Below are 25,405 nucleotides of genomic sequence, written 5' to 3'. Positions count from 1 at the left end.
GTGCTCGTCTTCGACCGCATCGGCAAGACGTGGCCGGGCGGGGCGCGCGCCCTCGATGACGTGTCCTTCGTCGTCCCCCGCGGCGCGTTCGTCGTGCTGCTCGGTCCCTCGGGGGCGGGCAAATCCACCTTGCTGCGGATGGTGAACGGGCTCGTCTCGCCGTCATCCGGCGCGGTGGTGGTGGACGGCATCCCGGTCCAGCGCGACACGCTCACGGCGGTGCGGCGTCGCGTGGCGATGGTGCACCAGCAGTTCAACCTGGTCGAACGCCTCTCGGTCGCCGCCAACATCCTCTCCGGCGCCGTCGCCGTCGTGCCGGGCTGGCGCGTGGCCTTGTGGTGGTATCCGCCCGATCTGCGCCGGCGTGCGTGGGAGCTCTGCCGGGCGGTGGGGCTCACCGAGCGCGAGTTCTTCCGCCGCGCCGCCACGCTTTCGGGCGGGCAGCAGCAGCGGGTCGGCATCGCGCGGGCGCTGATCCTGGAACCTGCACTCCTGCTCGCCGACGAGCCGGTGGCGAGCCTCGATCCGGTGATCGCGCGCGAGGTGCTCGCGCTCTTGCGCGAGCTTGCCCGCGCGCGCGGCACCACCGTGCTCTGCTCGCTGCATCAGATCGATCTCGCCCGCGACTTTGCCGATCGCATCGTTGGCCTCGGCGGAGCGCTCGCCAAGCTGTGGCGGCCCCAGCTGTCCGAACAGTCCGAGGTCGCGCGTCTTGCCGCGTTCCATCCCGACCGCCTCCCGTTGCTGGCGCGGATCGAGGTGGAGGAGCGGGTCGAACGCCGCCTCGACCCGGCCTCCTTGCGCTTCGTCGAACACGTGGAGCGGCGGGAGGTTCTGGTCGAGCCGTTCGGTTACCTCTTCGTCGTGCTCGGCAAACTCGCCGAGACGATCGAGATCGCGCTCTGGGCCACGCTGCTTGCCGTGCTGCTGAGCCTGCCGCTCGCCGTGCTGGGGGCGGCGAACTACGCGCCGAATCGCGCGCTCTATTACGGCTCGCGTGCTACGGTGAGCCTGCTGCGTGCCTTGCCCGAGCTCATCTCCGCGCTCTTCCTCGTCCTTGCCTTCGGTTTCGGCCCCGCTGCCGGCGTGCTCGCGCTTGCGCTGCACTCGGCGGGGTTCCTCGGCAAGTTCTTCGCCGAGGACATCGAGAATGCCGATCGCAAGCCGCAGGAGGCGATGGACGCGATCGGTGCGGGACGGCTGCGCACGCTCTGGGTGGCGGTGCTGCCGCAGGTGCTGCCGCAATACGTCGCCTACGTGCTCTACATCCTCGATCGCAACCTTCGCATGGCGGCGGTGATCGGCCTGGTCGGCGCCGGCGGCATCGGCCAGGAACTGAAGGGTCGGTGGGACATGTTCCAGTACGGACACGTCTCCACCATCCTGACCGCGATCTTCCTCGCCGTCCTCGTGCTCGACCAGGTTTCGGCCCGGTTGCGCGCGCGGCTGATCGGCCCGTCTGCGATGCGGCCCGCCTGAGCCGAACGCCGATTACGGGCAGCAGACGGTACCGGAGCGGCGCGCCGGGTGGTGGCGGTCTGCGAGCGTTACGCGAGGCCCGGCTGTTCCATCGCGGCGAGTTCGAACAGCCGCTCGATCACCTCCGGCTCCTGCGCCCCGGCGACGGCATGGCGACCATTGATGACGAAGCACGGCACGCCATTGATGCCGAGGCGATGCGAGCGGAGGTTCTCCAGCATCACCCGCTCGGTCTCCTCGTCGTCGGTCGCGAACGCCGCGACGGCGGCCTTCTCGAGCCCCGCCTCGGCAGCGATGGCGGCGAGCACGGTCCGATCGCCGATGTCCTGCCCGTCGCGGAAATGGGCGGCGAACAGGGCATCGATCACCGGCCAAGCGCGCCCTTCGCGAGCGGCGAGCCGAACCAGGCGATGCGCTTCGAGCGTGGGCGGCGTGCGCTGGATGCGGTCGAAGCGGAACACGATCCCCTCCTGCCGCCCCACTTCGAGGATGGCCGCTTGCAAGCGCCGCGCCCTGTCCTCGCCGCCGAACTTGCGCTGCAGGTACTCGCCCTGCGGCATGCCGCGGGCCGGCATCTCGGGGTTGAGAAGGAACGGCCGGAACGTCACCTCCACCGCCAGGTCGGGGCGCTGCGCGAGCGTTCGCTTGAGGCGCCTCAGCCCGATCCAGCACCACGGGCAGACGAGGTCGAACACGACCTCGCAGCTGAGCCGGACCGGCGGTGGCGCCAGCATGTTCATGGCGGAACTCTAGCCCGAGGGCGCTTGGGGCACAAAACCCGAGGCGGAGAGGAATGCATGCGCGGCGTGCGGATGGCGATGGCCACGGCGTGGAGCCGGCAACGGTTCTTTAGCGTTTCCCGCTGAGGCTCCGCAGCCAGCGTCGTCGAGGAAAGGTGTCTGAACCGATGGCTCTGCTCTCCGACCGCCCGATCGCGGCCAAGCTCTCGCTCGCTCTCGGCGTCGTCGCCCTGGTCGCGTGCGGGGTTCTCGCCGGCGCTGCCGTCGGCTTGCGGACCTACGACCGCGCCGTGCGCGACCTGCAGAACGCCTCCGAACGCGCCCAGCTCGCCGAGCGCCTGAACGGTCTCGTCTATGCCGTGGTGATGGACAGCCGCGGCATTTACATGTCGGTCAACACCGAACGCGCCCGCCCCTTCGCCGAGGGCATGCGGCGCTTCCTCGCCCAAATGGAGCAGGACGTCGCGCGTTGGCAGGCGCTGTTGCCGGCCGACCGCCACGACTCGATCGCGCCCCTGATGGCGTCGGCGCGCGATTTCATCCGGCTGCGTACCGAACTCGCTCGGGTCGGCGTGGAGGAGAGCATCGAGGCGGCCAACCGCCTCGGCAACAACGACGAGAACCGCCGCAACCGTCAGGCCTTCAACGCCGCGCTGGACGCCGCCGCGCGCGCGACCGCCGCCGAGGTCGCGGCGGCCACCCGGGCGGTGGAGGGGCTGGCGACGCGTCTCGCCTGGTGGCTCGCCGGCGGCACCGCCGCCGGGCTTGTGCTGGCCTCGCTGTTGGCTTGGTTCACCGTCGCGCGCGGCGTGGTGTCTCCCCTGCGCGGCGTGACTGCGGCGTTGGAAGCCTTGTCCACCGGCCGCACCGACGTCGCCGTGCCGGGGTCGCAGCGTCGCGACGAGGTGGGGCAGGTGGCGCGCGCCGCGGAACGGTTCCGGGCCGCCATCGAGGAGCGCGCCGCGCTCGAGGAGGTCCGGCGCGCCGAAGCCGAGGCGAAGGAGAAGCGCGCGCTCGCCCTGGCGGAGGAGGTTCGCCGCTTCCATGCCGAGGCCACGAAACTCATCGGCGAGGTCGGGCAGTCGGTCAGCGGGCTCGAATCGACCGTCTCGGCCCTGCGCCGCTTCGCAGCCGCCGTCGCGGACGGTTCGGGCGCCGCCGGCGTGGCGGCGGATCAGGCGTCGGGCAATGTGGCGACCGTGGCCTCGGCGGCGGAGGAGCTCTCCGCCTCGATCGCCGAGATCACCCGGCAGGTGGCGGAAAGTGCCCAGGTTGCGGCGGCGGCGGTCGCCAAGGCGCGCGAAACGGACGCGACGGTGCAGGGTCTTGCCGAGGGGGCGAAGCGCATCGGAGACGTGGTGCGCCTGATCGGCGACATCGCGGGCCAGACGAACCTGCTGGCCCTGAATGCCACCATCGAGGCGGCGCGGGCGGGAGAGGCGGGCAAGGGGTTCGCCGTCGTCGCCTCGGAGGTGAAGAACCTGGCGAGCCAGACGGCGAAGGCGACGGAGGAGATTGCCGGCCAGATCGCCGCCATCCAGGGCGAGACGGAGAGGGCCGTGCAGGCGATCCGCGCCATCGGCGGCGTGATCGACGAGGTGAGCCGGATCGCCTCCGCCATCGCCGCCGCGGTGGAGGAGCAGGGGGCGGCGACGCGCGAGATCGCGCGCAACGTGCAGGAGGCGGCGCGCGGCACGCAGGAGGTGTCCGGACGGGTCTCGGAGCTCGCGCGCATCGGTGGCGAGGCCGCTGGGCGAACGGAGGAGGTGGCGACCGCGTCCGCCGCCGTCGCCGCCTCGGCCCAGGGCTTGAAGGATGAGATCGAGCGGTTCCTGGCGGAGGTGCGGGCAGCCTGACGAAAGGGTCGCGCGACGGTGCGACCGACTGCGGGGGAAACGGGCGAGGGCTGAGGTTCAGGGAGCCGGGTGACCGCTGCTCCCGTCGGCACCGCCGCTCCCCGCGCCTCCGTCCACGCTCGTCCGCCCGGCTTGGACTATCGGTCCGGGCCAGGCGCGAGGCGATCCCCGTCTTGTCAGGCCGCGCGGCGAAGGCGGCCGAGCAGGCGGAACGGGTCGGGCAGCCGCGACACGACGGCGTCGATCCGCTTCTGCAGGCGGGGGATCAGCATCAACGACTCGATGCGGCGATCGAGGAAGGCGCGGGTGCGCTCCGCGCCGGGGCTGTCGTCGCCGAGCCAGAACAGCAGGGTGGCGCCGTAGACCGCGGCGAGGGTCGCCCGCTTGGTGTACCAGTTGAAGTCGGCCGAACGGTCGCCGATGGCGCGCCAGACCGAATCCACGGTGCGCGCCGTGATGCGCGCCGCCGCCGCCGCATGGACCGGCAGGGCAAGCAGGGCGAGGGCACGCCGGGCCGCTTCCTTGTGGGGCTCGACTTCGCCAAGCCGCGCCATGACGGCCGCCGCGACCTTGTCGCGAACCCGCAGGGTCTCGAGCGGCATCTGCCGAACCCGTTCGACCATGCGCCGGTCGACCAGGTCAGACCAGACTTCGATCGCTTCGATCGGACCGCGCGGGAACAGGAACGACACATCTTCCGGCGCGAAGCCCGCCTCGGCGAGCCCGGCGCGCAAGGCGCGCTGCGTCCAGCCGTCGACGGCGACGTGGGGCAAGGCCGCCTCGATCGCGCGATCGCGCTCTTCGCTTCGTTCGATCTCGCTCATTCGCTCCTCCTCGCTCCCCCGTTTCGCGTCGCTGCCGTCAGCCGTCCCGCCCCCCGCCGTGCGGGGCGCCGATCGAACGGTGGGCGGCGCGGGCGAGCTCCTCGGTGAAGCCGAACAGGGCGAAGTCCTCCATCCGCATCGGGTAGAGGATGCCGTCGAGATGGTCGACCTCGTGCTGGACGACCCGGGCGTGGAAGCCGCTGACCGTCCGCTCGAAGGCCTCTCCCTCCAGCGTCTGTCCGCGATAGCGGATGCGCAGATGGCGCGGCACCGCGCCGCGCAACCCGGGGATGGAGAGGCACCCCTCCCAGGCCGTCTCCATCTCGCTGCCGATGGGCTCGAGCTCGGGGTTGATCACCACCTCGACGTCCGGCCCCGTCGGCCGATCGTCTGGATCGGCGCCGAGGCGCTCGGCCCGGCAACGAAAGACGAACAGGCGCAGCGGCACATGCACCTGCGGCGCAGCAAGGCCTGCGGCGTCGGCATCGAGCAGGGTGTCGATCATGTCCGCGACCAGGCGACGAACCTCCGGCGCGGACGGGTCGGGCACCGGGTCGGCGCGCGCGAGCAGGATTGGGTGACCCATGCGGGCGATTTTCAGGATGGCCATCGCGATCCCACGGTGAGGCTCGCATCACATGGGATGCAGGCGGTTCCGCGCAAACGGGGGCGCCTTGGGGGACCGGCCTTCCGCGAGGGGGCCCAGTGTGCTAGAAACACCCTCCCCGAGCCGGCTTGCCGGCTCGGCCTGTTTTTGCGCCCGCAGGTGACCCGAATGGTCGGGAGGGCGCGTCCTCAAACGATGGAGGTCAGCCGCACGTGCAGGTTCTGGTTCGCGACAACAACATCGATCAGGCGCTGAAGGCGCTCAAGAAGAAGATGCAGCGGGAGGGGATCTTCCGCGAGATGAAGCTCCGCCGCCACTATGAGAAGCCGTCCGAGCGTCGTGCCCGCGAACAGGCTGAGGCGATCCGTCGGGCCCGCAAGCTCGAGCGCAAGCGGCTGGAGCGGGAAGGCTTCTGAACCCCATCTGTCCCGCCGGGCCACAGATCCGCGCGGGTTGACCCTCGGCTGGACGGGCGCGGTCTCGAGCGCACCGCCAGCCGGCGACGGAAAGAGTTTCGGGGGCGACCATCCGGACGGCGATCGCATTGCTCTGGAGCCTCGTGTCCATGGTCTGGCACGGGCTGCTCTGGGTGTTGACCCCCTGGCGGTGGTTCCGGCGTTCCTCAGCAGGGGTTACGGCGGCGCAGGCGCCCGTCGCCAATCATCCTGATCCGACCCCCCCCGATGCGCAGCCCGCCTGGCGCGAGATGCCAAGGGTGGGCCGGGCGGGCAGCGCGACCGACGAACAGGTCGAGGCGCTGATGGCCCTGCGCCTCGTGCCTGCCCCGCCGTGCCGCGACCTGCACGACTATTCGACCGAGGAAGCGCAACTGTTCCTCGACGCCATCGCCTATGCGCGCGCAGTTGCCGCCCAAGTGACCGGCGGTGAGGACGAGCAGGCTCCGCCCGAGGTTCTGACCGAACTCCTCAACGACCTGATGGCGGAAATCCTCGCCGACGAGGAACTCCGCGCCGCCGCGCAGCGATGGGTGCGCAACGGTTCGCCGCGCCCGCTGCGCGAGAACACCACCTTCGCCAAGGCGCGCGCCGTCGTGCTGCGCTACTGGCAGCCGGCCTGAGATTTACCTGAGCCAGACCAGCTCCACCGTGCCGGCAAGCGGCAGCCAAAGGATCGCGTTCTGGCGGAAGGCGCGGCCCAGCCGCTCGGCTTGGGTCCTCGAGTCGAGCGCGACCAGCAGGCTCGGCTCGGCCGGCCAATCGCCGCGCGCGCTGCCTCCGGCCCCCGGCAGCGCCGGCCAACCGCGGGCGGCGACCAAGGCGCGCAGGCGCCCGATCGCGTCGGCGTTCTCCGCCTCCGCGGCAAGCCTGCCGTGCGGGTTGCAGGCGGTGACGAAGGCCGCCCCCGGCTTGCGCCCGCTCGCGATCCAAGCCGCGACCCGAGGCGGCACGGGCTCGCCCACCCGCAGCGGCTCCTCACCGTCGGTCAGCTCGACTCGATACCACGCCGTCTCGTAGGCCACACGCAGGGCGTCGGTCCCGGCACTCAATCCGCCGTCTCCACCCGTTCCAGCCACGCCACCCATGCCGGGCTCAGCAGGTCGCGCGCGGCGAGAAAATGGGCCAAGTACCAGCACGGTGGCTTGAGGCCGTCCGCCAGCCGGGCGGGGTTGGCGAGATAGGTGACCGCCGCCAGGGCAGGGCCGCCGGCGCGCGGGATGACCTCGACGATCGCGCGGAGATAGTGCCCGGGTACCCCTTCCACCCGGTCGAGCCGCGCGAGCTCGTCGTCGGTCAGGTCGTAGGCGATCCCTTCGGCCTCCGCAGCGTGCTCGGCGAGCAGGGTTGCGAACCCGGTACCGTCGTCATTGCGCTTGGCGAAGGCGAGCCGGAAGCCGCGCAGTCGGACGGCGTATCGGGCCGCGACGCGTGCCGGGTCGGCGCCCGTCCGGGCGGCCAGCCGGGCGGGATCCATGTTGCTGCCGTAGGAGACGTAGAGCGGCACGGGCGACAGAGGACCACCCTCCGATCCGCGCGACAAGCGCCGTTGCCTGCCGCGCCGCGCCGTCGCACCATGTGCACGGGCTCACGAACGGGAGAGGATGATGATCGCGATCCGCCGCACGCTGTTCGCCGCCGCAGCCGCCTTCGGCTTGGCCACCCCAGCTCCGGCCTCCGCCCAGACCTACGAGATGGTCGCCGGCGCCCTCGGTGGCGGCTGGTTCACCATGGCGACGGGGCTGTCCCAGATCCTGCAGGAGAATATCCCGGGCCTCACCATCCGGGTCGTTCCCGGCGGGGGGCTCGGCAACCCGACCCGGGTGCAGAACGGCATCTCGCAGATCGGCTTCGGGCTCGACTTCCTCGTCTCCTCGGCCATCAAGGGCGAGGAGCCCTATCGCGCCCCACACGACAAGATCAGCCATATCGGCGTGGGCTGGAGCCCGACCGAGCATCACATGCTGCGCCGGGTCGACGGCGGCCCGACCGACATGCGCGCGATCCTGACCATGCCGGGGCTGCGCATCGGCGCCCCGCAGGGAACCTCCTCCGACACGCTGACCTTGATCTACATCCTGCGCTACTTCGGCACGAGCTTCGACAGGATCCGCGCCGAAGGCGGCCGTGTGGTGCAGGGCTCGTACAACGATCTCGCCGCCGCCTACATGGATGGCCAGGTCGATTACGTGTACGTCGCCCTCGCGCGGCCGGCGGCGATGGTGAACGAGATCCAGCGCGGCCGTCGGCCCGCCACCCTGGTCGCCTTCCCGCAGGACGTGCGCGACCATCTGAGCAGGACCTACGGCTTCTCGCAGGGCGTCATCCCGGCCGGCACCTACCCGCCGCCGATGCAGACCGAAGAGGTGCCCGTCACCACCTTCGACACCGTGCTCGTCGTCGCCAACACCATCCCCGAGGAGACGATGTATCGGATGGTGAAGGTTCTGATCGAGAACCGGTCCCGTCTCGGCTCGATCCATCCGTCGATGGCCGCCTTCAACCCCGCCGTCGCCTGCAAATATCCCGGCGCGCCGCTGCATCCCGGCGCGCGCCGTGCCTATGCCGAGGTGGGCTGCACGCCCTGAGCCGTCCCTCCTTCGGCCGGATCTCCCTGTCCCGCGGTGCGTGACCTCGCGGGGGCGTGGCGCTGGCTGATCACCGCCTACGCGGCGCTGATCGGCTTCGCGCATCTCTGGCTCGGCGGGGCGGGGCTGATGGAGAATGTCGCGCGCCATGTGTTCGGCGCCGGGGCGTGGACGCGCGACGTGTTCTTCGTCCCCGAACCGCTCGCCTTGCGGGGCTTCCACCTCGCCGCCCTGCTCCCGCTCTGTTTCCTCGTTTTCCCGGCGCGACGCAGTGCCGGGCTCCGCGAGAGGCCATCCGCGCCGGACCTCGTCCTCGCCCTGCTTGCTCTCCTGCCAAGCCTGCACATCCTCGCCGAGGCGGGGTCGATCAACGCGCGGATGGAGTTCATCGAACCCTTGAGCCCGCGCGAGTTCTGGCTCGGCGTGATCGCGATCGTCACGCTGCTCGAGGCGATCCGTCGGGCCGTCGCGCCGGCCTTCGCCGCGATCGTCGCGGGGGCGTTGCTCTACATGCACCTGGGCGAACACCTGCCGGGCGTCTTGCACACCCGGCCGTTTCCGCTCGCGATGATCGTCGAGACCGCCTTCCTCGTCCCCATCGTCGGCGGCATCTACGGTCCGCTCACCGGGATCGTCGCCGGCACCATCGCGATGTTCATCCTGTTCGGCGCCTTCGTGCAGGCCTCCGGGACGGGGCGGCTGTTTTCGAATTTCGGCGCGGCGGTTGCTGGCCGCTTCGCCGGGGGGCCAGCCAAGGTCGCCGTCATCACCTCGGGCCTGTTCGGCACGATGAGCGGATCGACGGTGTCGAACGTCGCCACGACGGGCGCGATCACCATTCCGATGATGAAACGCCTGGGCTACGCGGCCGCGGTCGCGGGCGGCATCGAGGCCGCGGCCTCGACGGGCGGGGCGCTGATGCCTCCCGTGATGGGGGCGGCGGCCTTCGTGATGAGCGAGATCACCCAGATCCCCTACGGCGAGATCATCATCGCCGCCTCACTCGGCGCCGTGCTCTACTACTTCGCCCTCTTCGTCTCCGTGCACTTCGAGGCGAAGCGCCGCGGCATCGCGGCGATGACGGAGGCCGAGATCCCGTCGTGGCGAGAGGTTGCGCGCGACGCCCATCTCGTCCTTCCCATCGTGGTGCTCGTCTGGCTGCTGGTGACGCGATGGAGCGGCAACGCCGCCGCCTTCGCCGCCACCGTGTTGATGGTCGTCATGGCCGCCTGCCGCCGCCGCACGCGCATGCGCCCGGGCGCGATCGTCGCCGCGCTGGCGGAGGCCGCGCGCACGATGGCGGTGTTGGCAGCGGCGGTGGCGGGGGCGGGGATCGTCACCGCCGCGCTCACCGTCACCGGGCTTGCCGTCGCCTTCGGCGGCATCGTGAAGGGGCTGGCGGGTGGGTCGCTCGCGCTGCTCTGCGTGCTGCTGATGATCACCGCCCTCGTGCTCGGCATGGGCGTGCCGACGACGCCGGCCTACATCATCACTGCCGCCCTCGGCAGCCCCGTGTTGCGCGAGTTCGGCGTCGAGCTGCTGCCCGCCCATCTCTTCATGTTCTATTTCGCGGTGCTGGCGGATGCGACGCCCCCGGTGGCGGTGGCCTCCTTCGCCGCCGCCGCCATCGCCGGGGCCGATCCTTTGCTCACCGGGCTGCAGGCATTTCGTTTCGCCCTCGCCGGCTTCGTCGTGGGTTTCGCGTTCATCTACGACCCTGGCATTCTCTGGCGCGGTGGTGTGCTGACGATCGCCCTCGAGACGGTGACACTCGTCCTCGCCCTCAGTCTGATCGCAGCGGCCTTCGCCGGCTTCCTCCGCCGTCCGCTCGCTGTGGCGGCGCGCGGTTTCGCGCTTGCCGCCGGCGCTGCCGCAGCCTTCGGCCACGCGCTCGCCGACCCTCTGCGCCTCGGCCTGGCGGCCCTGTCCTTCGCCACGCTCTGGTTCGGCTCGGGCTTCGCTCGCGCGCGCCGTGCGGGGGGCGCGTGAGGGGAACGAGGCGTCGTCAGAACAATCGGCCGCCGTTCGGCACCGGAAAGTCGGGACGGATCAGCACCACGTGGCCGAATTCGTCGGGGAAGCCGAGGACCAGGAACTGGCTCTCGAAGCCCGCGATCCGCTTCGGCGGGACATTCACCACCCCGGCCACCTGTCGACCGATCAGCGCATCGGGCCGATAGTGCTGCGTCAGTTGGGCGGAGGTCTGCAGCGTGCCGCGCTCGGGTCCGAAATCGACCCAGAGCTTGATCGCGGGCTTGCGCGCTTCCGGGAACGGCTGCGCATCGACCACCGTGCCGACGCGAATGTCGATGCGCGCGAAATCTTGCCAGGTGATCGTCGTCGCCTCCGTTTCCTCCGCCATCATTCCTCCCCTTTCCTCGGCATTTCGTGCAGGCCCGACTTCTCCCGTGGTCGTCTGGACCGGAGCAAGCCGGCATGGCATCACCGCTCGAGCGAGCGAGAATGCCACGGGGAGCGTCACCGGACCATGCCCGTTCCCTCTTCCGAAACGCGGTTCCCGACCACGCCGTCGTTTCGTCTCGACGGCAAGCGCGCCTTCGTCACCGGCGCCTCGCGCGGGCTTGGCCGGGCCATCGCCATCGCCTTCGCCGAGGCCGGAGCGGAAGTGGTGCTCGCGGCGCGTGCGCTCGAGGAGATGGAACGCACCGTCGCCCATCTCGCCCAACGCGGCCTGCCGCCGGCGCGCGCTGTGCGCCTGGACGTGACGGATCGTGCCGAGGTGCGCCGCGTGGTCGCCGAACTGGGGCCGTTCGACATCCTGCTCAACAACGCCGGCACCAACATCCGAGAGCCGTTCCTCGAGGTGAAGGACGAGAGCCTGGATGCGCTGATCGACCTCAACCTCCGCGCCGCCATCACGGTCGCGCAGGCGGTGGCACGCGGCATGGTGGAGGCGAACAGGCCCGGCGCGATCATCAACCTCTCCTCGGTGAACGGGCATGTCGCCGGTATCAACCGCTCGATCTACACCGCGACCAAGCACGCGATCGAAGGGCTGACCAAGGCGATGGCGGCCGAGCTCGGGCCGAAGGGAATCCGCGTCAATGCGATCTGCCCGACCTACGTCGAGACCCCGCTGACGGCCGGCGTGCTCGCCGACCCGGCGTTCCGGGAGCGCGCGCTGCGCGCGATCCCGCTCGGGCGCCTCGGTGAGGTGGAGGACGTGATGGGGGCGGCGGTCTTCCTCGCCTCTCCGGCGGCGGCACTGATCAACGGCGCATCCTTGCTGATCGACGGCGGGATGACGTGCCTGTGAGCGACGTCACGGTCGCGGAACCATCCGCTTTCGGCATGGGCTAGTGCGCCATGCCGATGCGCGCTTGGCAGGGCGACATCACGCAGCTTGCCGTCGATGCGATCGTCAATGCGGCGAACGAGGCGCTCGCACCGGGCGGGGGGGTGTGCGGTGCGATCCACCGCGCCGCGGGGCCCGAACTCTGGGAGGCTTGCCGGCCGCTCGCTCCGGTGTCGACGGGGGATGCGGTGCTGACGCCCGGGTTCCGCCTGCCGGCACGGTTCGTCATCCATGCCGTCGGCCCGCGCTGGCACGGGGGAGGGCAGGGGGAAGCCGCCCATCTCGCCTCCTGTTACCGCGCGAGCCTTGCCCGGCTGCGCGAGGCGGGCGGACGATGGATCGCCTTCCCGGCCATCTCCACCGGCATCTTCGGCTATCCGCCGGATGAGGCGACGGCGGTCGCGGTCGAAACCGTGCCCGAGGATCTCGCCGCGCACGGCGACGACCTCGACGTCATCTTCGCCTGTTTCGACGAGCCGATGTTTTCCCGCTACCGCCGCGCCCTCGGAGAGACCGCATGACCGACTCCGCGCTCTGTGACCTCTCCGCGCTCGAACTGAGGCGCCTGATCGGACGGCGGGAGATCAGTCCGGTCGAGCTCTTGGACGCCTGCCTCGCGCGCATCGCCGCGATCAACCCGGCGGTGAACGCCATCGTCGCGATGGATGTCGAACGCGCGCGGGCCGAAGCGAAGGCGGCCGAACAGGCGGCACGGTGCGGCGACCGGCTGGGCCCGCTCGCCGGGCTGGTGATCGGGGTGAAGGATCTCGACGAGACGGCGGGGCTGCGCACCACCTACGGCAGCCGCCAGTTCGAGACCTTCGTGCCGGAAGAGGATTGCGGCATGGTGGCGCGGCTGCGCGCTGCCGGGGCGATCGTGCTCGCCAAGACCAATACGCCCGAGTTCGGCGCCGGCGCCAACACCGTCAATCCCGTGTACGGGCCGACCGGCAATCCGTTCGACCCGGCCCTCTCCTGCGCCGGTTCCTCGGGTGGGTCCGCCGTCGCGCTCGCCACCGGCATGCTGCCGCTCGCCACCGGCTCCGACACCGGCGGCAGCCTGCGCAACCCGGCAGCCTGGTGCGGCATCGTCGGCTTCCGCCCCACCCCCGGTCTCGTTCCGTCGGAAAAACGAGGCTCCGGGTGGTCGCCCCTGCCGGTGCTCGGGCCGATGGCGCGGAACGTGCCCGACCTCGCGCTGTTCCTCTCCGCGATGAGCGGGGAGGACGCGCGCGACCCGCTCGCCGCCCCGGTCGATCCCGACACGTTCTTCCCGCTCGCCGAGTGCGACCTCGCCGGGCTTCGCGTGGCGGTGACGGAGGATTTCGGCTTCGCCCCGGTTTCGGCCGAGGTGCGCGGGCTGTTCCGCGATCGCATCGACCGCATTCGCCACCTGTTCGGCGCGGTGATCGAAGCAAGCCCCGACATGAGCGGGGCCGATGAGGCCTTCGCCGTGCTGCGCGCGGAAGGGATGCTCGCGCGTCACCTGCCCACCTACCGCACACGGCCGTACATGCTGGGGCCCAACCTGATCGCCAACATCGAGGAGGGGCTCGGCTACAGCCTGGCCGACCATGCGCGCGCGCACGCGCTGCAGACCGCGATCGCGCGACGCGTGCATGCGTTCTTCGATCGGGTCGATCTGATCCTGTCGCCGGCGATGGCCCTGCAGCCGATGCCATGGACGGTGCTTGCGCCGATGGAGATCGACGGCGTGGGGCTTCGCTCCTACTATCACTGGCTTGCCCTTGCATACGGGGTGACGCTGGCGGCGCACCCCGCCGTCGTGCTGCCGTGCGGGACGGATTCGCGGGGTCTGCCGTTCGGCCTTCAGGTGGTGGGGCGACGGCGTGGCGACGCTGCGCTGGTCGCCGCCGCCGCCGCGCTGGAGCGGGCGTTCGCCGGCATCCCGGGCTGCGGTCGGCCGCTGCCCGATCTCGCCGCGTTGGCCGCCATGCCGCCGATCCGAGATCGCCCGGGCGCCGACATGCTGGCCCATGTTGGGCGAAGCTGAGGCCGGTGGTCTCGTCATACGACCGCCGCCTACACTCGCGACACGCCTGTCGCCTTGGGGGAGGGGAGACGATCATGCGCACGACGAGACGGAGCATCCTGGCCGCAACGGCAGCCCTGCCGGCCCTGGGGCTCGCGCGCCCCGCGATCGCGCAGCCGGAGGCGGTCAAGATCGGCATGATCACCACCCTCTCCGGACCGGGGGCCGCGCTCGGCGCCGACATCCGCGACGGGTTCAACCTCGCGGTGAAGAACGCGGGCGGCCGGCTCGGCGGAGTTGCGGTCGAAGTCGTCGTCGCCGATGATGGTCTGCGTCCCGAGAACGGCCGGGCCATCGCCGAACGCATGGTGCGGCGCGAGCGCGTGCAGGTGTTGACGGGGATCGTCTTCTCCAACGTCCTGCTCGCGGTTGCCCCCGTCGTGCTGCCCGCCGCGACGTATGTCAGCGCCAATGCCGGCCCGAGCCAGCTCGCCGGCGAGGGCTGCCATGCCAACTACTTCAATGTCGCCTGGCAGAACGACAACCTGCACGAGGCGGTCGGCCAGTACATGACGCAACAGGGCGTGCGGCGCGCCTTCATTTTGGCGCCGAACTATCCCGCCGGTCGCGACGCGCTGACGGGCTTCAAGCGCTTCTACAAGGGCGAGGTGGTTTCCGAGACCTACACGCGGCTCGATCAGCTCGACTACGCGGCGGAACTCGCCACCATCCGCAACGCCTCCCCCGAGGCCGTCTACATCTTCCTGCCCGGTGGTCTGGGGATCAACTTCATCAAGCAGTACGCCGCGGCCGGCCTGCGCGGTCGTATCCCGCTCTATGGCCCGGGCTTCTCCTTCGATCAGGACGTGTTTCCGGCCGTGGGCGAGGATGCGCTCGGCTGCTTCAACGCCGCGCAGTGGGCGCTCGATCTGCCCAATCCGGCCAACCGGACCTTCGTCGAGACCTTCGAGCGCGAGTATGGGCGACTGCCGAGCCTCTATGCGAGCCAAGGCTACGATGCGGCGAATCTGATCGGCTCCGCACTCGCCGCCACACGGGGCGACGTGTCCGACCGCGCGGCGTTCGCCGCCGCGCTGAAGCGGGCCGACTTCGCCTCCGTGCGCGGGGCGTTCCGCTTCGGCAACAACAACCATCCGATCCAGACCATCTACATGCGCGAGGTCGTGCGCGACGGCCAGGGGCGCATCGTCAATCGCACCATCGGGGTCGCTTTCGAGAACCACCAGGACGCCTACGCCGCGCTGTGCCGGCTGGGCTGAGGCGGGACCGACCGCACGGGTCCGCTTCACCCGCGCGGGGGTGTTGATTGCCCTCCGATTGCCGTTGACCGCGCGCCTTCCCTCCGCTCGCGATGGATCCCTCCCTCCTGCTCGAACAGACTCTGAACGGGCTCACGCTCGGGGTGATGCTGTTCCTTCTCGCCGCAGGCCTGACGCTGATCTTCGGCGTGATGGACGTGATCAACCTCGCGCACGGCTCGCTCTACATGGCCGGTGCCTTCGCCTCCGCCGCGGTCACGGCACGAACGGGATCCTTCGCCGCTGGCGTGCTCGCCGGCATCGCGGTCGGCGCCGCGTTCGCCCTTGTGCTCGAACTGGCTTTGATCCGTCGTCTGTACGCGCGGGCGCATCTCGATCAGGTGCTCGCCACCTTCGCCGTGATCCTGATCGCGAACGAGACGGTGAAGATCCTGTTCGGGCCGCAACCGATCTTTGCCGCTCCTCCGCCCGCTCTCGCCGGCAGCGTCGAGCTCCTGCCCGGCGTGCCGTACCCCGCCTACCGGCTCGTCATCATCGCCGTGGGTCTTCTCGCCGCCCTGTTCCTGTGGTGGCTGATCGGACGGACGCGGCTTGGCATGTTGATCCGCGCCGGCACCACCCATCGCTGCATGGTCCAGGCGCTCGGCGTGAACATCGAGGTGCTGTTCGCCTTCGTGTTCGCGATCGGCGGGGCGCTCGCCGGGCTGGCCGGGGCAATGGCGGGCCCCATCCTCGCCGTCCAGGTCGGCATGGGCGAACAGATCCTGATCCTCGCCTTCGTCGTCGTCGTCATCGGCGGGCTTGGCTCCGTCCGGGGCGCGTTTCTCGCCGCGCTTCTGGTCGGGCTCACCGATACGATGTCGCGCGCCCTTCTGCCCTCGCTGATGCGCGACCTTCTGCCGCCTGCGGCAGCCGACCAGGTGGCGGCGAATCTCGGTTCCGTGGCGGTCTATCTGCTCATGGCCGTGGTGCTCGCGGTTCGCCCGCGTGGGCTCTTCCCCGCCCATGGCTGAGGCTCAGGCGACGGCTCGCGTCGGGTTGGACGGCGTCGTCGCGCTGTGCGGGCTGTGCCTGCTTGCCGCGGCACCGCCCGTGCTCGAGCATCTGCAGGCCGATTATCTCCTGCCCACGCTCACGCGCATGCTCGCCTACGGGCTCGCGGCGGCCGCGCTCGATCTCGTGCTCGGCTATGGTGGTCTCGTCAGTTTCGGCCACGGCGCGTTCCTCGGTACCGGCGCCTATGTCGCGGGTGCTCTCCTCCAGCACGCGAGCCGTGGCACGCCCGTGCTTGCGTGGCCGATCATGGTTCCAGGCTCGACCGAGGCGCTGGTCATCCTGCCTGCGGCGGCGGCAGTCGCCGGCATCCTCGCCTTCCTGATCGGTGCCATCTCGCTGCGCACGCGCGGCGTGCACTTCATCATGATCACGCTCGCCTTCGCGCAGTTGGTCTATTTCCTGGTGCTCGCCGTGCCGGAATACGGCGGCACGGACGGGCTGATGCTGTCCGCGCGTTGGCGATTGGCGGGGCTCCCCGTGCGAGGGGATGCGCCGCGCTACTGGATCGCGCTCGTGCTCCTCGTGCTGTTCCTTCTGGCGGCACGCCGTGCCATGGAGGCCCGGTACGGGCTTGCGCTGCGCGGCGCGCGGCAGAACGAGCGGCGGCTCCTGGCGCTCGGTTATCCCGTCTATGCCATCCGGCTGCTCGCCTTCACCGCGTCGGGCGCCTGTACGGGGCTCGCCGGCGCCCTGCTCGCCGACGTCGCGATGTTCGTCTCGCCGGATCTCCTCTCCTGGCAGCGATCGGGCGAACTGATCATCATGGTGGTGCTGGGTGGGCAGGGCACCTTGATCGGCCCTGTGGTCGGGGCCTTCACCCTGCTTGCGTTGGAGGAGGAATTGTCCGCGCTGACGGAGCACTGGATGCTCGTGCTGGGGCCTATCCTTCTTCTCTGCGTGCTCCTGTTCCGTCGCGGCATCTGGGGGCAGGTGATCGGTGCTGCGTACCCCGGGTGAGCCCGTGCTGGAGGCCCGGGGCCTGACGCGACGCTTCGGCTCGCTGGTCGCGGTGTCGGAGGTGTCGCTCGATCTCTTGCCCGGCGAATGTCATGCCGTGATCGGGCCGAACGGAGCGGGCAAGAGCACGCTGATCGGCCTGATCGCCGGCGAGCTCGTGCCCGACGCTGGCACCGTGCTCCTGGGTGGGGAGGATGTCGGCCGGCTCGATCCTGCGGCGCGGGCACGGCGGGGGCTTGGGCGCACGTTTCAGATCGCCGAGCTCTGCCTCGAGTTCTCGGTCCGCCGGAATGTCCTGCTTGCGGTCCAGCCGCGTTTTGCAGGCCCGTTCCACTTCCTCCGCCGCGCCGAGCGCCTGTCGCAGCTCGCCGCTCATGTCGATGCCGCCCTCGTCTCCGCCGGACTGATCGACCGCGCCGACCTTCCCGCCGCGACGCTGAGCCACGGTGAGCGGCGCCAGCTTGAGCTTGCCGTGGTGTTGGCCTCCCGCCCGCGCGTGCTCCTGCTCGACGAGCCGGCGGCAGGGCTCGGCCCGAGCGAGACGGAGGCGCTGGCCAACCGCCTCGCCGCGCTGAAGGGCCGGTTCGCGATGCTGCTCGTCGAGCACGACATGGATACGGTGTTTCGTCTTGCCGACCGCATTACCGTGCTCGCCGAGGGCCGGGTCATCGCCTCCGGCCTGCCGGAGGACATCCGTGCCGATCGCACGGTGCGCGAGGCGTATTTGGGCGAGATGGTCGATGCTTGAGCTCGAGGGCGTGTCCGCCCGCTACGGGGCGAGCCCGGCCTTGTTCGACGTCTCGCTTCGCGTCGGCGAGGGCGAGGTGGTGGCGCTCGCCGGGCGCAATGGCATGGGCAAGACCACGACCATCCGCGCGATCCTCGGCCTGGTCGAGCGATCGGGAACGATCCGCTTCGCGGGCGAGGCGATCGCCCAGGCTTCCCCGCATCGCATCGCCCGGCGGGGCATCGGCCTCGTGCCCGAGGGGCGGCAGGTGTTCCCCACGCTCACCGTGCGCGAGAACCTGATCGCCACCGCCCGGCCGGGAGCCTGGAACCTCGACCGCGTGTTCGCGCTCTTCCCCCGTCTGGCGGAGCGCGAGCGCCAACCGGCGCGCACGCTGTCGGGTGGCGAGCAGCAGATGCTCGCGATCGGGCGGGCGCTGCTGACCAACCCGCGGCTGTTGATCCTGGACGAGGCGACGGAGGGCCTCGCCCCCCTCGTGCGTGCCGAGATTTGGTCGGTGCTCGGGCGGCTGAAGGCGGAGGGGCTCTCCATCCTCGTCGTCGACAAGGACGTTTCGGCGCTCGCTTCCCTCGCGGATCGGTTCGTCGTGTTGCAGAAGGGCCGCGTGGTTTGGGTCGGCGATGGCGGCTCGCTGCTCGCCGACGCGGGCCTGCTGCATGGCATGCTCGGGGTGTGAAAGGGGGAGGGGACGGGGCCGTCGATGATGTCCGGTTGGCTCGAGCGCGAATACGCCACCGTCGCCGCGGTGCCCGACTATCCGGCGATCGAGGCCGGTTGGGCCGATCGCATGGTGCGGGCGCTCGCGCAGCACCCGCCGACGGTCGTGCCCTATGGCGAGGGCGAACGACGCGCGATCGACCTCTACCGGCCCGCGGGTGTGTCCGATCCGCCGGTGCTGATCTGGATCCATGGCGGCTATTGGCAGCGGCGGCATCGGCGCGAGTTCGCTTGGATCGCGGCACCTTGGCTTGCGCGCGGCGTGGCGGTCGCCCTGCCCGGCTACCCGCTCTGCCCGGAGGTGACGCTCTCCGCGCTGGTGAACGATGTCCGGTCTGCCGTCGCGCTTCTCTGGCGCGAGGCTTCGGCGGTCGGGCTGTCGCGGCGCTGGGCGGTCGGTGGGCATTCCGCCGGCGGGCATCTCGCGGCCATGCTGGCGGCGGCCGACTGGTCGGAGCGTGGTGTGGCCGACCTTCGCTTCCGCGCCGTGCTGCCCTCCTCGGGCCTGTTCGATCTCGCCCCTCTGCTCGGCACCACGCACAACCGCGCCTTGGGCCTCGATCTCGCCGAGGCGACACGGCTTTCGCCCATCCTGCTTTCCCCACCCGCCGGCACCCGGCTGCTGGCGGCGGTCGGGGGGGCGGAGAGCGGGGAGTTCCGACGCCAGTCGCGCGACTTCGCCGCTGCCTGGGGAGAGCGCGGGGCGGTTGCCGCCTCGCTCGAACTGCCAGGCCGCAACCACTTCACGGCGCAGGACGCCTGGGCCGAGCCGGCGAGTCCCCTGTTCGCCGCCGCCCAGGCGTTCCTCACCTGCGACTGAGCCCGCCGTTCAGGCCCTCCCGCTTCCCCTCGTTGCACGATCGTAGAGACGCCATACGGGGGGCACGAGCAACGTGCACAACAGGACACGCACGAGGTGAAAGCCCAGCACCAGCGGCGCGCCGAGATCGAGCACCTTGGCGGTGATCGCGAGCTCCGGCATTCCGCCCGGCGCGGTGCCGAGCAGCACCGCCGGAAAGGGAAGCCGCCAGACCGCGACGATGGCGAGCGCGAGCAGAAGGCACAGCACCGCAACGATCGCCATCGACACCACGGCGGCGAGCGCAAGACGGGGCGCGCGCAGCACCACGCCCCGCTCGAGCCGCGTGCCCAGCGTCCAGCCGAGCAGGAGCTGGGCGAGATCGACCAGCGCAGGCGGCAACCCTGACAGCGGCTCTCCCGCGACCGCAAGGCCGAGCGAAACGAGCACCGGCCCCATCATCCAAGGATTGGCGAGCCCCACGCGTCGCAAGAGGAGGGCGCCGAAGGTGGCAGCCGCAAGCAGGACGGGCAGGAGCGGCCAGACGACGGCAAGCGCAGGCAGGCTGAACGCGTCGCGCCCGCGCTCGACCACGGCGACGACGAGCGGCGGATAGAGCAGCACCACCAGCATCATGCGTAGCGTCTGGGTGAGCGTGACGATGCCGACCGAGAGCCCCGCCCGCGCGGCGAGCACCGCCATCACCACCACCCCGCCCGGCACGGAGGCGTAGTACGCCGTGTGCGCATCGATCGCGCCGATGCGGGCGGTGGCGCGCGACGCCAGCGCCCCGGCGAGGATGGTGCCGATGCCCGCCGCCACCATGGCGGGGAGGGACACCGCGAGGGCCGCGAGCACGGGTGGGGTGAAGCCCTGGCCGAGCCCCGTGCCGAGCACGATCAGCCCGGCGGGACGCACCACCTCGGGGGCCGCGACGCGGGCTCCGGCCAGGGCGGCGGCCACCACCGCCACCATCGCCCCCACCATCCAGGCGAGCGGCACGCCAAGCCGTGCCGCCACCCAGCCCCCGCCCGCCGCCAGCGCGAAGGTCGCCGCCTGCCGAATGAGCAGACGGGCCCGATCGGCGGGCACGGTCAGCGCGGACGGTCGGTGGCGAAGGCGTTGAAGGTGATCAGGGTGAAGGTGTCCTTCACGCCGGGCAGGCGCTGCACGGTCTCGGTGACGAACAGGCCCGGGTCCTGGTCGGGCGCGAGATAGAACTTGCCGAGCAGGTCGTATTGGCCCGAAATCGAGTAAATCTCGCTCACTTCCGGAATGCGGTCCACCGCCTCGCGCGCCGTCTCGTAGGCGCGGCCCATCTCGCATTTGATCAGCACGAAGAGCGGGCGCATCCCTCTCGACCTCCTCACGTCTCCAAGGATGCTAGGCGGGGCAGGGGAGACCGACAACGCCCCGCGCTGCGGCATGCGGGTTGCCTGCCTGCAGGCGCGCAGGACAGGATCACGCCCGCCATGAGCCCCGTTTCCGCTTCCCGCGACCCGCGCGATCGCGGTGGTTCCGCCCAGCCGCTGCTCGCCGTACGCGACCTCACCCGCCACTTCGTGCTCGCGCGCGGCTTCTTCGGCCTTGGGCGTAGCGCGGGCGTGGTGCGGGCGGTGGACGGCGTGTCCTTCACCGTGGCCAAGGGCGAGACGCTCGGCATCGTCGGCGAGTCGGGCTGCGGCAAGTCCACCACCGCGCGGCTGTTGATGCGGCTGATCGAGCCTGATTCGGGCGAGGTCGTGTTCGACGGCGAAAGCGTGGGCCCCGGCGGGATGGAGCTGCGCGAGATGCGCCGGCAGATGCAGATGGTGTTCCAGGACTCCTACGCCTCGCTCAACCCGCGTCTGCCGATCGAGGACAGCATCGCCTTCGCGCCGATCGTGCATGGGGTGCCGAAGGCGCGCGCGCGGGCGAAGGCGCGCGACCTGCTCGCCGCCGTCGGCCTCGCGCCCGATCAGTTCGCGCAGCGCTACCCGCACCAGCTCTCCGGGGGGCAAAGGCAGCGGGTGAACATCGCCCGCGCTCTCGCCCTCGAGCCGCGGCTGATCGTGCTCGACGAGCCGGTGAGCGCGCTCGACAAGTCGGTGGAGGCGCAGGTGCTGAACCTGCTGCTCGATCTCAAGCGCGACTTCGGCCTCACCTACGTTTTCATCAGCCACGACCTCAACGTGGTGCAGTTCGTCTCCGACCGCGTGCTGGTGATGTATCTCGGCCGCGTGGTGGAGCTGGGCCCGGTGGAGGCGATCTACGGCGCGCCGCGCCACCCCTACACGCGCGCCCTGCTCGCCTCCCGCCCGTCGATGGACCCGGCGCGGCGGATGACGGAACCCCCGCTCACGGGCGATCCGCCGAACCCGATCAACCCGCCCTCGGGCTGCCGCTTCCGCACCCGCTGTGCCTTCGCCGAAGCCGTGTGCGCCGAGCGCGAACCCGCGCTCGCCGGTGCCTTCGCCGGCGATGCCCACCTCGCCGCCTGCCATATGACGGCCGCCGGCTCCGGCCACAGCCGTGCTCCCGGGAGGGCCTGATGACGACGACGACGGTGACGCTCGGCAACGACACGGCGACGGAACGAGCGCCGGCGCCGCTCGCCGAGGTGCGCGACCTCACCGTGCGCTTCGTCTCGCGCGAGGCCACGGTGCACGCGGTGAACGGCGTGTCGTTCACACTCGCGCCCGGCGAGGTGCTGGTGATCCTCGGCGAATCCGGCTCCGGCAAGTCGGTCACGCTGCGCGCGCTGATGCGGCTCTTGCCGCCCAAGCGCTCGATCATCGAGGGCAGGGTGCGCATCGCCGGGCACGACGTGCTCGCGCTCTCGCCCGCGGCACTCGAGGATTTCCGCGGCGGTGTCGCGTCGATGATCTTCCAGGAGCCGATGACCGCGCTCGATCCCGTGTTCACCATCGGCACGCAGATCGCCGAGACCATCATCCGCCACGAGGGAGTGAGCCGGGCGGAGGCGGACCGGCGCGCCCTGGAACTCCTCGAACTCGTGCAGATTCCCTCCGCCAAGCGCCGGCTTGCCGCCTATCCGCACGAGCTGTCGGGCGGGCTTCGCCAGCGCGCGATGATCGCGATCGCGCTCGCCTGCCGCCCCAAGCTCCTGCTTGCCGACGAACCCACCACCGCGCTCGACGCCACGGTGCAGATCCAGATCCTCCTTCTGTTGCGCCGACTGAAGGAGGAGCTGGGGATGGGCGTGATCTTCGTCACCCACGACCTCGGCGTTGCGGGGGAGATCGCCGATCGGGTGGCGGTGATGTACGCGGGCCGCTTCGTCGAGGCGGGCGAGGTGGCGGAGGTGATGAAGCGGCCGCTCCATCCCTACACCCAAGGGCTGATGGGGAGCACGGTGCACGCGGGGCTGCGCGGTTCCCGCCTCGCCGCGATCCCCGGTGCGCCGCCGGATCTCTCACGCCTGCCGCCGGGCTGCGCCTTCGCCCCGCGCTGCGCCTTCGCCGAAGCCGCCTGCCGCGAGCGCCTGCCTCAGGAGAAGCATCTGCCGCCGCGGCACATGGCGCGCTGCATCCGGGTCGCGGCATGAGCGATTGCGCGGGCATGGGCGGCTTCGGGGTCGGCCGGCCGGTCCGCCGCGTCGAGGACGACCGCCTCCTGCGCGGCCAGGGTCGTTTCGCCGACGACCTCGCGCCGCGCGAGGCCCTGTTCGCCCGATTCGTCCGTTCGCCGCACGCCCATGCCGACATCGCCGGCATCGATGCGTCGGCCGCACGCGCGGTTCCGGGCGTGGTCGCCGTCGTCACCGGCGAGGATCTGCGCCGGGCGGGCAGGGGGGCCTTGCCGTGCCTCCTTTCCTTCCCGCAGGCCGACGGGACGCCGGCGCGGTATCCGCCGCGCTTCGCCCTGCCGCACGACCGGGTACGTTTCGTCGGCGAGGCGGTGGCGATGGTGGTGGCGGAAACCCCAGCCGCGGCGGCCGACGGGGTGGAGGCGGTGGCGGTCGACTGGCGCCCGCTCGACCCGGTGATCGGTCTCGACGCCGCGCGCGAGGCCCCCGCCATCCATCCCGAGGTACCGGGCAACCGCGTCCACCTCTGGCAGGCGGGAGACGAAGCCGCGGTCGACCGCGCCTTCGCCACCGCCGCCCGCCGCGTCACCACGCGCGTGCCGATCAGCCGCGTCACCGCCGCCCCGCTCGAGACCCGTGGCGCGATCGCGCAGTGGGACCCCGTTCTGCGGCGCTTCACCCTCATCACTGCCACCCAGGGCACGACGGAGGCGCACACGGAACTGACGCAGCACGGCCTCGGCGGCCTGCCGGCTTCCGCCTTGCGCGTGCTCACCCCCGATGTCGGCGGCGGGTTCGGCATGAAGAACCACGCCTACCCCGAGCACGTGGCGCTGCTGCACGCGGCAGAACTTCTGGGCCGGCCCGTGCGCTGGCAGGCCGAGCGCACGGAAGCGTTTCTTGCCGACAGCGCGGGCCGCGCGCACGAGATCACCGTCTCCCTCGCCCTGGATGCCGAGGGGCGCATCACCGCCGTGCGCTGGCTGTGGCTGTCCGATCTCGGCGCCTACTGCGTGGGTTTCGGCCCTGCGGTGGGCACCATCGGCGGGCCGCGCATCGCCGTGGGGCCCTATCGCATCCCGGCCTTCCACGTCCGCTCCGAGGGCTATCTCACCACCACCGCGCCGATCGACGCCTATCGCGGTGCCGGCAAACCGGAGGCGGCCTACGCGCTCGAGGTCGCGATCGATCAAGCGGCGGCCGAGCTCGGCCTCGACCCGGCCGAGCTTCGCCGGCGCAACCTGATCCCGCCCGAGGCGATGCCGTATCGGACGCCGACCGGGCAGGTCTACGACAGCGGCGACTTCCCCCGCCTTCTGGAGCGTGCACTGGAACTCGCCGACCGAGTGGGCTTTCCGGCGCGTCGTGCCGCCGCCGCGCGCCAGGGCCGGCTGCGGGGCTTCGGCATCGGCTGCTATGTCGAGCCGTCGGGCTTCCGCGACGGTCGCATCCAGCTCGCGTTCGACCGTCAGGGGGGCGTGACGCTCGTCACCTCGGCCGTCTCCAACGGCCAGCCGCACGAGACGGTGTTCGCCCAAGTGCTGCATCAGCGGCTCGGCGTGCCGTTCGAGCGCATTCGCGTGGTGCAGGGCGATTCCGACCGCACCGGTTACGCCTCCGGCACGGCCGGGTCGCGCTCGCTCACCCTGGCTGCGGTCGGGGTGTTCCGTGCAGCCGAGACGATCGAGGCGAAGGCGAAGCGGATCGCCGCCGCCCTGCTCGAGGTCTCGCCGGAGGACATCGCGGTCGAGCGCGGCACGTTCCGGGTCGCCGGCACCGACCGCGCGGTCACCATCGAGGAGGTGGCGCGCGCCGCCTGGAACCCGGCCTTCGTGCCGGAGGACGAGAGCCTCGGCCTCGAGGCGTCCGCTCACCCCACGCAGCGCGTGGCCAATTTTCCGAACGGCTGTCATGTCGCCGAGGTGGAGATCGACCGCGCGACCGGTGCGGTGCGCCTCGTGCGCTACACGGCGGTGAACGACTTCGGCGTGGTGGTGAACCCGCTGACCTTGCACGGCCAGGTGGTGGGGGCGATCGCGCAAGGTGCGGGCCAGGTCCTGCTCGAGGGGCTCGTCTACGACGCCGAGACCGGACAGCTCGTCACCGCCTCCTTCATGGACTACGCCCTGCCGCGGGCGGATGATCTGCCCGAGATCGTCCGGGAGACGGTCGAGATCCCCTGCCGCACCAACCCGCTCGGCGTGAAAGGGGCGGGGGAGGCGGGGTGCGCGGGGTCGCTGCCGGCGGTGATGAACGCCGTGTCGGATGCGCTCCGATCCGCCGGCGTTCCGTCCTCGGCCCTGCCTCTCGCCATGCCGGTGCGCGCCGAAACCCTCTGGCGCCTGCTCGCGGCCGCGTCATGATTCGTTACGTCCGGCCGCGGCTTTGTGACCCTTTGGGAGATTGTTCCTCCCTGGCGTGAGTGTCATCGTCGCGGCCGAACGCGAAAGGGACCGCGCGC

The 25,405-nt window shown here is 71.1% G+C and carries 26 protein-coding genes; 18 read left to right on the top strand and 8 right to left on the bottom strand.

The features are described from left to right. Positions 1 to 1,479 (top strand): phosphonate ABC transporter, permease protein PhnE, encoded by a 1,479-nt coding sequence (gene phnE / locus DWB05_RS03240; RefSeq protein ID WP_114374980.1) that lies wholly within the window; start codon positions 1 to 3, stop codon positions 1,477 to 1,479. A 68-nt stretch (positions 1,480 to 1,547) separates the two neighbouring features. Here the strand turns inward: phnE and DWB05_RS03235 are convergent, their stop codons facing one another. After that, positions 1,548 to 2,219 carry a DsbA family oxidoreductase gene (locus tag DWB05_RS03235; protein WP_332871703.1) on the bottom strand — a complete coding sequence of 224 codons (672 nt, stop codon included), beginning with the start codon at positions 2,217 to 2,219 and terminating at the stop codon, positions 1,548 to 1,550. Positions 2,220 to 2,386: 167 nt separating this feature from the next. Between DWB05_RS03235 and DWB05_RS03230 the strand changes: the two genes are divergently transcribed. After that, positions 2,387 to 4,075, top strand: a complete 1,689-nt coding sequence (locus DWB05_RS03230; protein WP_114374978.1) for a methyl-accepting chemotaxis protein — start codon at positions 2,387 to 2,389, stop codon at positions 4,073 to 4,075. 176 nt (positions 4,076 to 4,251) lie between these two features. On the opposite strand, the gene DWB05_RS03225 is transcribed toward DWB05_RS03230, so the two are convergent. Continuing rightward, on the bottom strand, positions 4,252 to 4,899 hold the full coding sequence (locus DWB05_RS03225; protein WP_114374976.1) for a COQ9 family protein: 648 nt from the start codon (positions 4,897 to 4,899) through the stop codon (positions 4,252 to 4,254). A 37-nt stretch (positions 4,900 to 4,936) separates the two neighbouring features. Further along, entirely contained in the window at positions 4,937 to 5,509 is a 573-nt protein-coding gene (locus DWB05_RS03220; RefSeq protein WP_114374974.1) for a peptide deformylase, read from the bottom strand. A 209-nt stretch (positions 5,510 to 5,718) separates the two neighbouring features. Here DWB05_RS03220 and rpsU point away from each other — a divergent pair, with 209 nt between their 5' ends. Continuing rightward, the gene (gene rpsU, locus DWB05_RS03215; RefSeq protein ID WP_114374972.1) at positions 5,719 to 5,922 is read left to right on the top strand and encodes a 30S ribosomal protein S21; all 204 of its coding nucleotides are present in this window, start codon (positions 5,719 to 5,721) and stop codon (positions 5,920 to 5,922) included. Positions 5,923 to 6,221: 299 nt separating this feature from the next. Beyond that, positions 6,222 to 6,584: a hypothetical protein gene (locus DWB05_RS03210; RefSeq protein WP_232818369.1), complete on the top strand. Its 363-nt coding sequence runs from the start codon at positions 6,222 to 6,224 to the stop codon at positions 6,582 to 6,584. Positions 6,585 to 6,587: 3 nt separating this feature from the next. On the opposite strand, the gene DWB05_RS03205 is transcribed toward DWB05_RS03210, so the two are convergent. Together DWB05_RS03205 and DWB05_RS03200 are read right to left on the bottom strand one after the other, a co-directional pair. Beyond that, positions 6,588 to 7,013, bottom strand: a complete 426-nt coding sequence (locus tag DWB05_RS03205; RefSeq protein WP_157967059.1) for a DUF3293 domain-containing protein — start codon at positions 7,011 to 7,013, stop codon at positions 6,588 to 6,590. Further along, positions 7,010 to 7,504: a gamma-glutamylcyclotransferase family protein gene (locus DWB05_RS03200; RefSeq protein ID WP_157967058.1), complete on the bottom strand. Its 495-nt coding sequence runs from the start codon at positions 7,502 to 7,504 to the stop codon at positions 7,010 to 7,012. The genes DWB05_RS03205 and DWB05_RS03200 overlap by 4 nt, the downstream gene beginning before the upstream one ends. A 64-nt stretch (positions 7,505 to 7,568) precedes the next feature. Between DWB05_RS03200 and DWB05_RS03195 the strand changes: the two genes are divergently transcribed. Together DWB05_RS03195 and DWB05_RS03190 are read left to right on the top strand one after the other, a co-directional pair. Then, positions 7,569 to 8,549 (top strand): TAXI family TRAP transporter solute-binding subunit, encoded by a 981-nt coding sequence (locus DWB05_RS03195; RefSeq protein ID WP_157967057.1) that lies wholly within the window; start codon positions 7,569 to 7,571, stop codon positions 8,547 to 8,549. Positions 8,550 to 8,585: 36 nt separating this feature from the next. Beyond that, complete coding sequence (locus tag DWB05_RS03190) at positions 8,586 to 10,538, top strand: TRAP transporter permease (RefSeq protein ID WP_114374962.1); 1,953 nt, start codon at positions 8,586 to 8,588, stop codon at positions 10,536 to 10,538. 16 nt (positions 10,539 to 10,554) lie between these two features. Here DWB05_RS03190 and DWB05_RS03185 read toward each other — a convergent pair whose 3' ends face one another. Continuing rightward, positions 10,555 to 10,911 carry a tRNA-binding protein gene (locus DWB05_RS03185; RefSeq protein WP_114376525.1) on the bottom strand — a complete coding sequence of 119 codons (357 nt, stop codon included), beginning with the start codon at positions 10,909 to 10,911 and terminating at the stop codon, positions 10,555 to 10,557. Between the two features lie 126 nt (positions 10,912 to 11,037). On the opposite strand from DWB05_RS03185, the gene DWB05_RS03180 reads away from it, so the two are divergent. The 9 genes from DWB05_RS03180 (at position 11,038) to DWB05_RS03140 (ending at position 19,436) form a co-directional block, all read left to right on the top strand. Next, positions 11,038 to 11,826, top strand: coding sequence for an SDR family NAD(P)-dependent oxidoreductase (locus DWB05_RS03180; RefSeq protein WP_114374960.1), 789 nt, complete (start codon positions 11,038 to 11,040; stop codon positions 11,824 to 11,826). Positions 11,827 to 11,876: 50 nt separating this feature from the next. Then, a complete protein-coding gene (locus DWB05_RS03175) occupies positions 11,877 to 12,386 on the top strand; it encodes a macro domain-containing protein (RefSeq protein WP_332871702.1) in 510 nt (169 codons plus the stop codon). Beyond that, the gene (locus tag DWB05_RS03170) at positions 12,383 to 13,879 is read left to right on the top strand and encodes an amidase (RefSeq protein WP_114374958.1); all 1,497 of its coding nucleotides are present in this window, start codon (positions 12,383 to 12,385) and stop codon (positions 13,877 to 13,879) included. The genes DWB05_RS03175 and DWB05_RS03170 overlap by 4 nt, the downstream gene beginning before the upstream one ends. Before the next feature lie 74 nt (positions 13,880 to 13,953). Then, on the top strand, positions 13,954 to 15,138 hold the full coding sequence (locus DWB05_RS03165) for an ABC transporter substrate-binding protein (protein WP_198669034.1): 1,185 nt from the start codon (positions 13,954 to 13,956) through the stop codon (positions 15,136 to 15,138). 92 nt (positions 15,139 to 15,230) lie between these two features. After that, the gene (locus DWB05_RS03160; RefSeq protein WP_114374956.1) at positions 15,231 to 16,151 is read left to right on the top strand and encodes a branched-chain amino acid ABC transporter permease; all 921 of its coding nucleotides are present in this window, start codon (positions 15,231 to 15,233) and stop codon (positions 16,149 to 16,151) included. Further along, complete coding sequence (locus DWB05_RS03155; protein ID WP_114374954.1) at positions 16,144 to 17,151, top strand: branched-chain amino acid ABC transporter permease; 1,008 nt, start codon at positions 16,144 to 16,146, stop codon at positions 17,149 to 17,151. The genes DWB05_RS03160 and DWB05_RS03155 overlap by 8 nt, the downstream gene beginning before the upstream one ends. Further along, positions 17,132 to 17,899, top strand: coding sequence for an ABC transporter ATP-binding protein (locus DWB05_RS03150; RefSeq protein ID WP_332871701.1), 768 nt, complete (start codon positions 17,132 to 17,134; stop codon positions 17,897 to 17,899). Before DWB05_RS03155 ends, DWB05_RS03150 begins: the two co-directional genes overlap by 20 nt. After that, the gene (locus DWB05_RS03145; protein ID WP_114374952.1) at positions 17,892 to 18,575 is read left to right on the top strand and encodes an ABC transporter ATP-binding protein; all 684 of its coding nucleotides are present in this window, start codon (positions 17,892 to 17,894) and stop codon (positions 18,573 to 18,575) included. The genes DWB05_RS03150 and DWB05_RS03145 overlap by 8 nt, the downstream gene beginning before the upstream one ends. A 24-nt stretch (positions 18,576 to 18,599) precedes the next feature. Further along, the gene (locus DWB05_RS03140) at positions 18,600 to 19,436 is read left to right on the top strand and encodes an alpha/beta hydrolase (protein ID WP_114374950.1); all 837 of its coding nucleotides are present in this window, start codon (positions 18,600 to 18,602) and stop codon (positions 19,434 to 19,436) included. A gap of 9 nt (positions 19,437 to 19,445) precedes the next feature. Here the strand turns inward: DWB05_RS03140 and DWB05_RS03135 are convergent, their stop codons facing one another. Both DWB05_RS03135 and DWB05_RS14580 read right to left on the bottom strand, forming a co-directional pair. Then, complete coding sequence (locus DWB05_RS03135; RefSeq protein ID WP_157967056.1) at positions 19,446 to 20,507, bottom strand: AbrB family transcriptional regulator; 1,062 nt, start codon at positions 20,505 to 20,507, stop codon at positions 19,446 to 19,448. A 2-nt stretch (positions 20,508 to 20,509) separates the two neighbouring features. Continuing rightward, the gene (locus tag DWB05_RS14580; RefSeq protein WP_157967055.1) at positions 20,510 to 20,767 is read right to left on the bottom strand and encodes an Lrp/AsnC ligand binding domain-containing protein; all 258 of its coding nucleotides are present in this window, start codon (positions 20,765 to 20,767) and stop codon (positions 20,510 to 20,512) included. A 120-nt stretch (positions 20,768 to 20,887) separates the two neighbouring features. Here DWB05_RS14580 and DWB05_RS03130 point away from each other — a divergent pair, with 120 nt between their 5' ends. From DWB05_RS03130 to DWB05_RS03120, 3 genes are read left to right on the top strand one after another with little or no spacing between them, the layout of a single operon-like run. Next, positions 20,888 to 21,946: an ABC transporter ATP-binding protein gene (locus tag DWB05_RS03130; RefSeq protein WP_114374946.1), complete on the top strand. Its 1,059-nt coding sequence runs from the start codon at positions 20,888 to 20,890 to the stop codon at positions 21,944 to 21,946. Continuing rightward, positions 21,946 to 22,962, top strand: coding sequence for an ABC transporter ATP-binding protein (locus DWB05_RS03125; protein ID WP_114374944.1), 1,017 nt, complete (start codon positions 21,946 to 21,948; stop codon positions 22,960 to 22,962). The genes DWB05_RS03130 and DWB05_RS03125 overlap by 1 nt, the downstream gene beginning before the upstream one ends. Next, positions 22,959 to 25,307 carry a xanthine dehydrogenase family protein molybdopterin-binding subunit gene (locus tag DWB05_RS03120; RefSeq protein WP_114374942.1) on the top strand — a complete coding sequence of 783 codons (2,349 nt, stop codon included), beginning with the start codon at positions 22,959 to 22,961 and terminating at the stop codon, positions 25,305 to 25,307. The genes DWB05_RS03125 and DWB05_RS03120 overlap by 4 nt, the downstream gene beginning before the upstream one ends. Positions 25,308 to 25,405: the final 98 nt, after the last annotated feature.

Origin of the sequence: Elioraea thermophila (ex Habib et al. 2022) (assembly GCF_003336755.1) — a bacterium.
Taxonomy (GTDB): Bacteria; Pseudomonadota; Alphaproteobacteria; order Acetobacterales; family Acetobacteraceae; genus Elioraea; species Elioraea thermophila.
This window is presented reverse-complemented; position numbering and strand designations above follow the sequence as displayed.

Coding starts and splice junctions, on each gene's coding strand:
- DWB05_RS03235 (WP_332871703.1), bottom strand. CDS start 2,219: ATGAACATGCTGGCGCCACCGCCGGTCCGGCTCAGCTGCGAGGTCGTG.
- DWB05_RS03230 (WP_114374978.1), top strand. CDS start 2,387: ATGGCTCTGCTCTCCGACCGCCCGATCGCGGCCAAGCTCTCGCTCGCT.
- DWB05_RS03225 (WP_114374976.1), bottom strand. CDS start 4,899: ATGAGCGAGATCGAACGAAGCGAAGAGCGCGATCGCGCGATCGAGGCG.
- DWB05_RS03220 (WP_114374974.1), bottom strand. CDS start 5,509: ATGGCCATCCTGAAAATCGCCCGCATGGGTCACCCAATCCTGCTCGCG.
- DWB05_RS03195 (WP_157967057.1), top strand. CDS start 7,569: ATGATCGCGATCCGCCGCACGCTGTTCGCCGCCGCAGCCGCCTTCGGC.
- DWB05_RS03185 (WP_114376525.1), bottom strand. CDS start 10,911: ATGGCGGAGGAAACGGAGGCGACGACGATCACCTGGCAAGATTTCGCG.
- DWB05_RS03180 (WP_114374960.1), top strand. CDS start 11,038: ATGCCCGTTCCCTCTTCCGAAACGCGGTTCCCGACCACGCCGTCGTTT.
- DWB05_RS03175 (WP_332871702.1), top strand. CDS start 11,877: ATGCCGATGCGCGCTTGGCAGGGCGACATCACGCAGCTTGCCGTCGAT.
- DWB05_RS03170 (WP_114374958.1), top strand. CDS start 12,383: ATGACCGACTCCGCGCTCTGTGACCTCTCCGCGCTCGAACTGAGGCGC.
- DWB05_RS03165 (WP_198669034.1), top strand. CDS start 13,954: ATGCGCACGACGAGACGGAGCATCCTGGCCGCAACGGCAGCCCTGCCG.
- DWB05_RS03160 (WP_114374956.1), top strand. CDS start 15,231: ATGGATCCCTCCCTCCTGCTCGAACAGACTCTGAACGGGCTCACGCTC.
- DWB05_RS03155 (WP_114374954.1), top strand. CDS start 16,144: ATGGCTGAGGCTCAGGCGACGGCTCGCGTCGGGTTGGACGGCGTCGTC.
- DWB05_RS03145 (WP_114374952.1), top strand. CDS start 17,892: ATGCTTGAGCTCGAGGGCGTGTCCGCCCGCTACGGGGCGAGCCCGGCC.
- DWB05_RS03140 (WP_114374950.1), top strand. CDS start 18,600: ATGATGTCCGGTTGGCTCGAGCGCGAATACGCCACCGTCGCCGCGGTG.
- DWB05_RS14580 (WP_157967055.1), bottom strand. CDS start 20,767: ATGCGCCCGCTCTTCGTGCTGATCAAATGCGAGATGGGCCGCGCCTAC.
- DWB05_RS03130 (WP_114374946.1), top strand. CDS start 20,888: ATGAGCCCCGTTTCCGCTTCCCGCGACCCGCGCGATCGCGGTGGTTCC.
- DWB05_RS03125 (WP_114374944.1), top strand. CDS start 21,946: ATGACGACGACGACGGTGACGCTCGGCAACGACACGGCGACGGAACGA.
- DWB05_RS03120 (WP_114374942.1), top strand. CDS start 22,959: ATGAGCGATTGCGCGGGCATGGGCGGCTTCGGGGTCGGCCGGCCGGTC.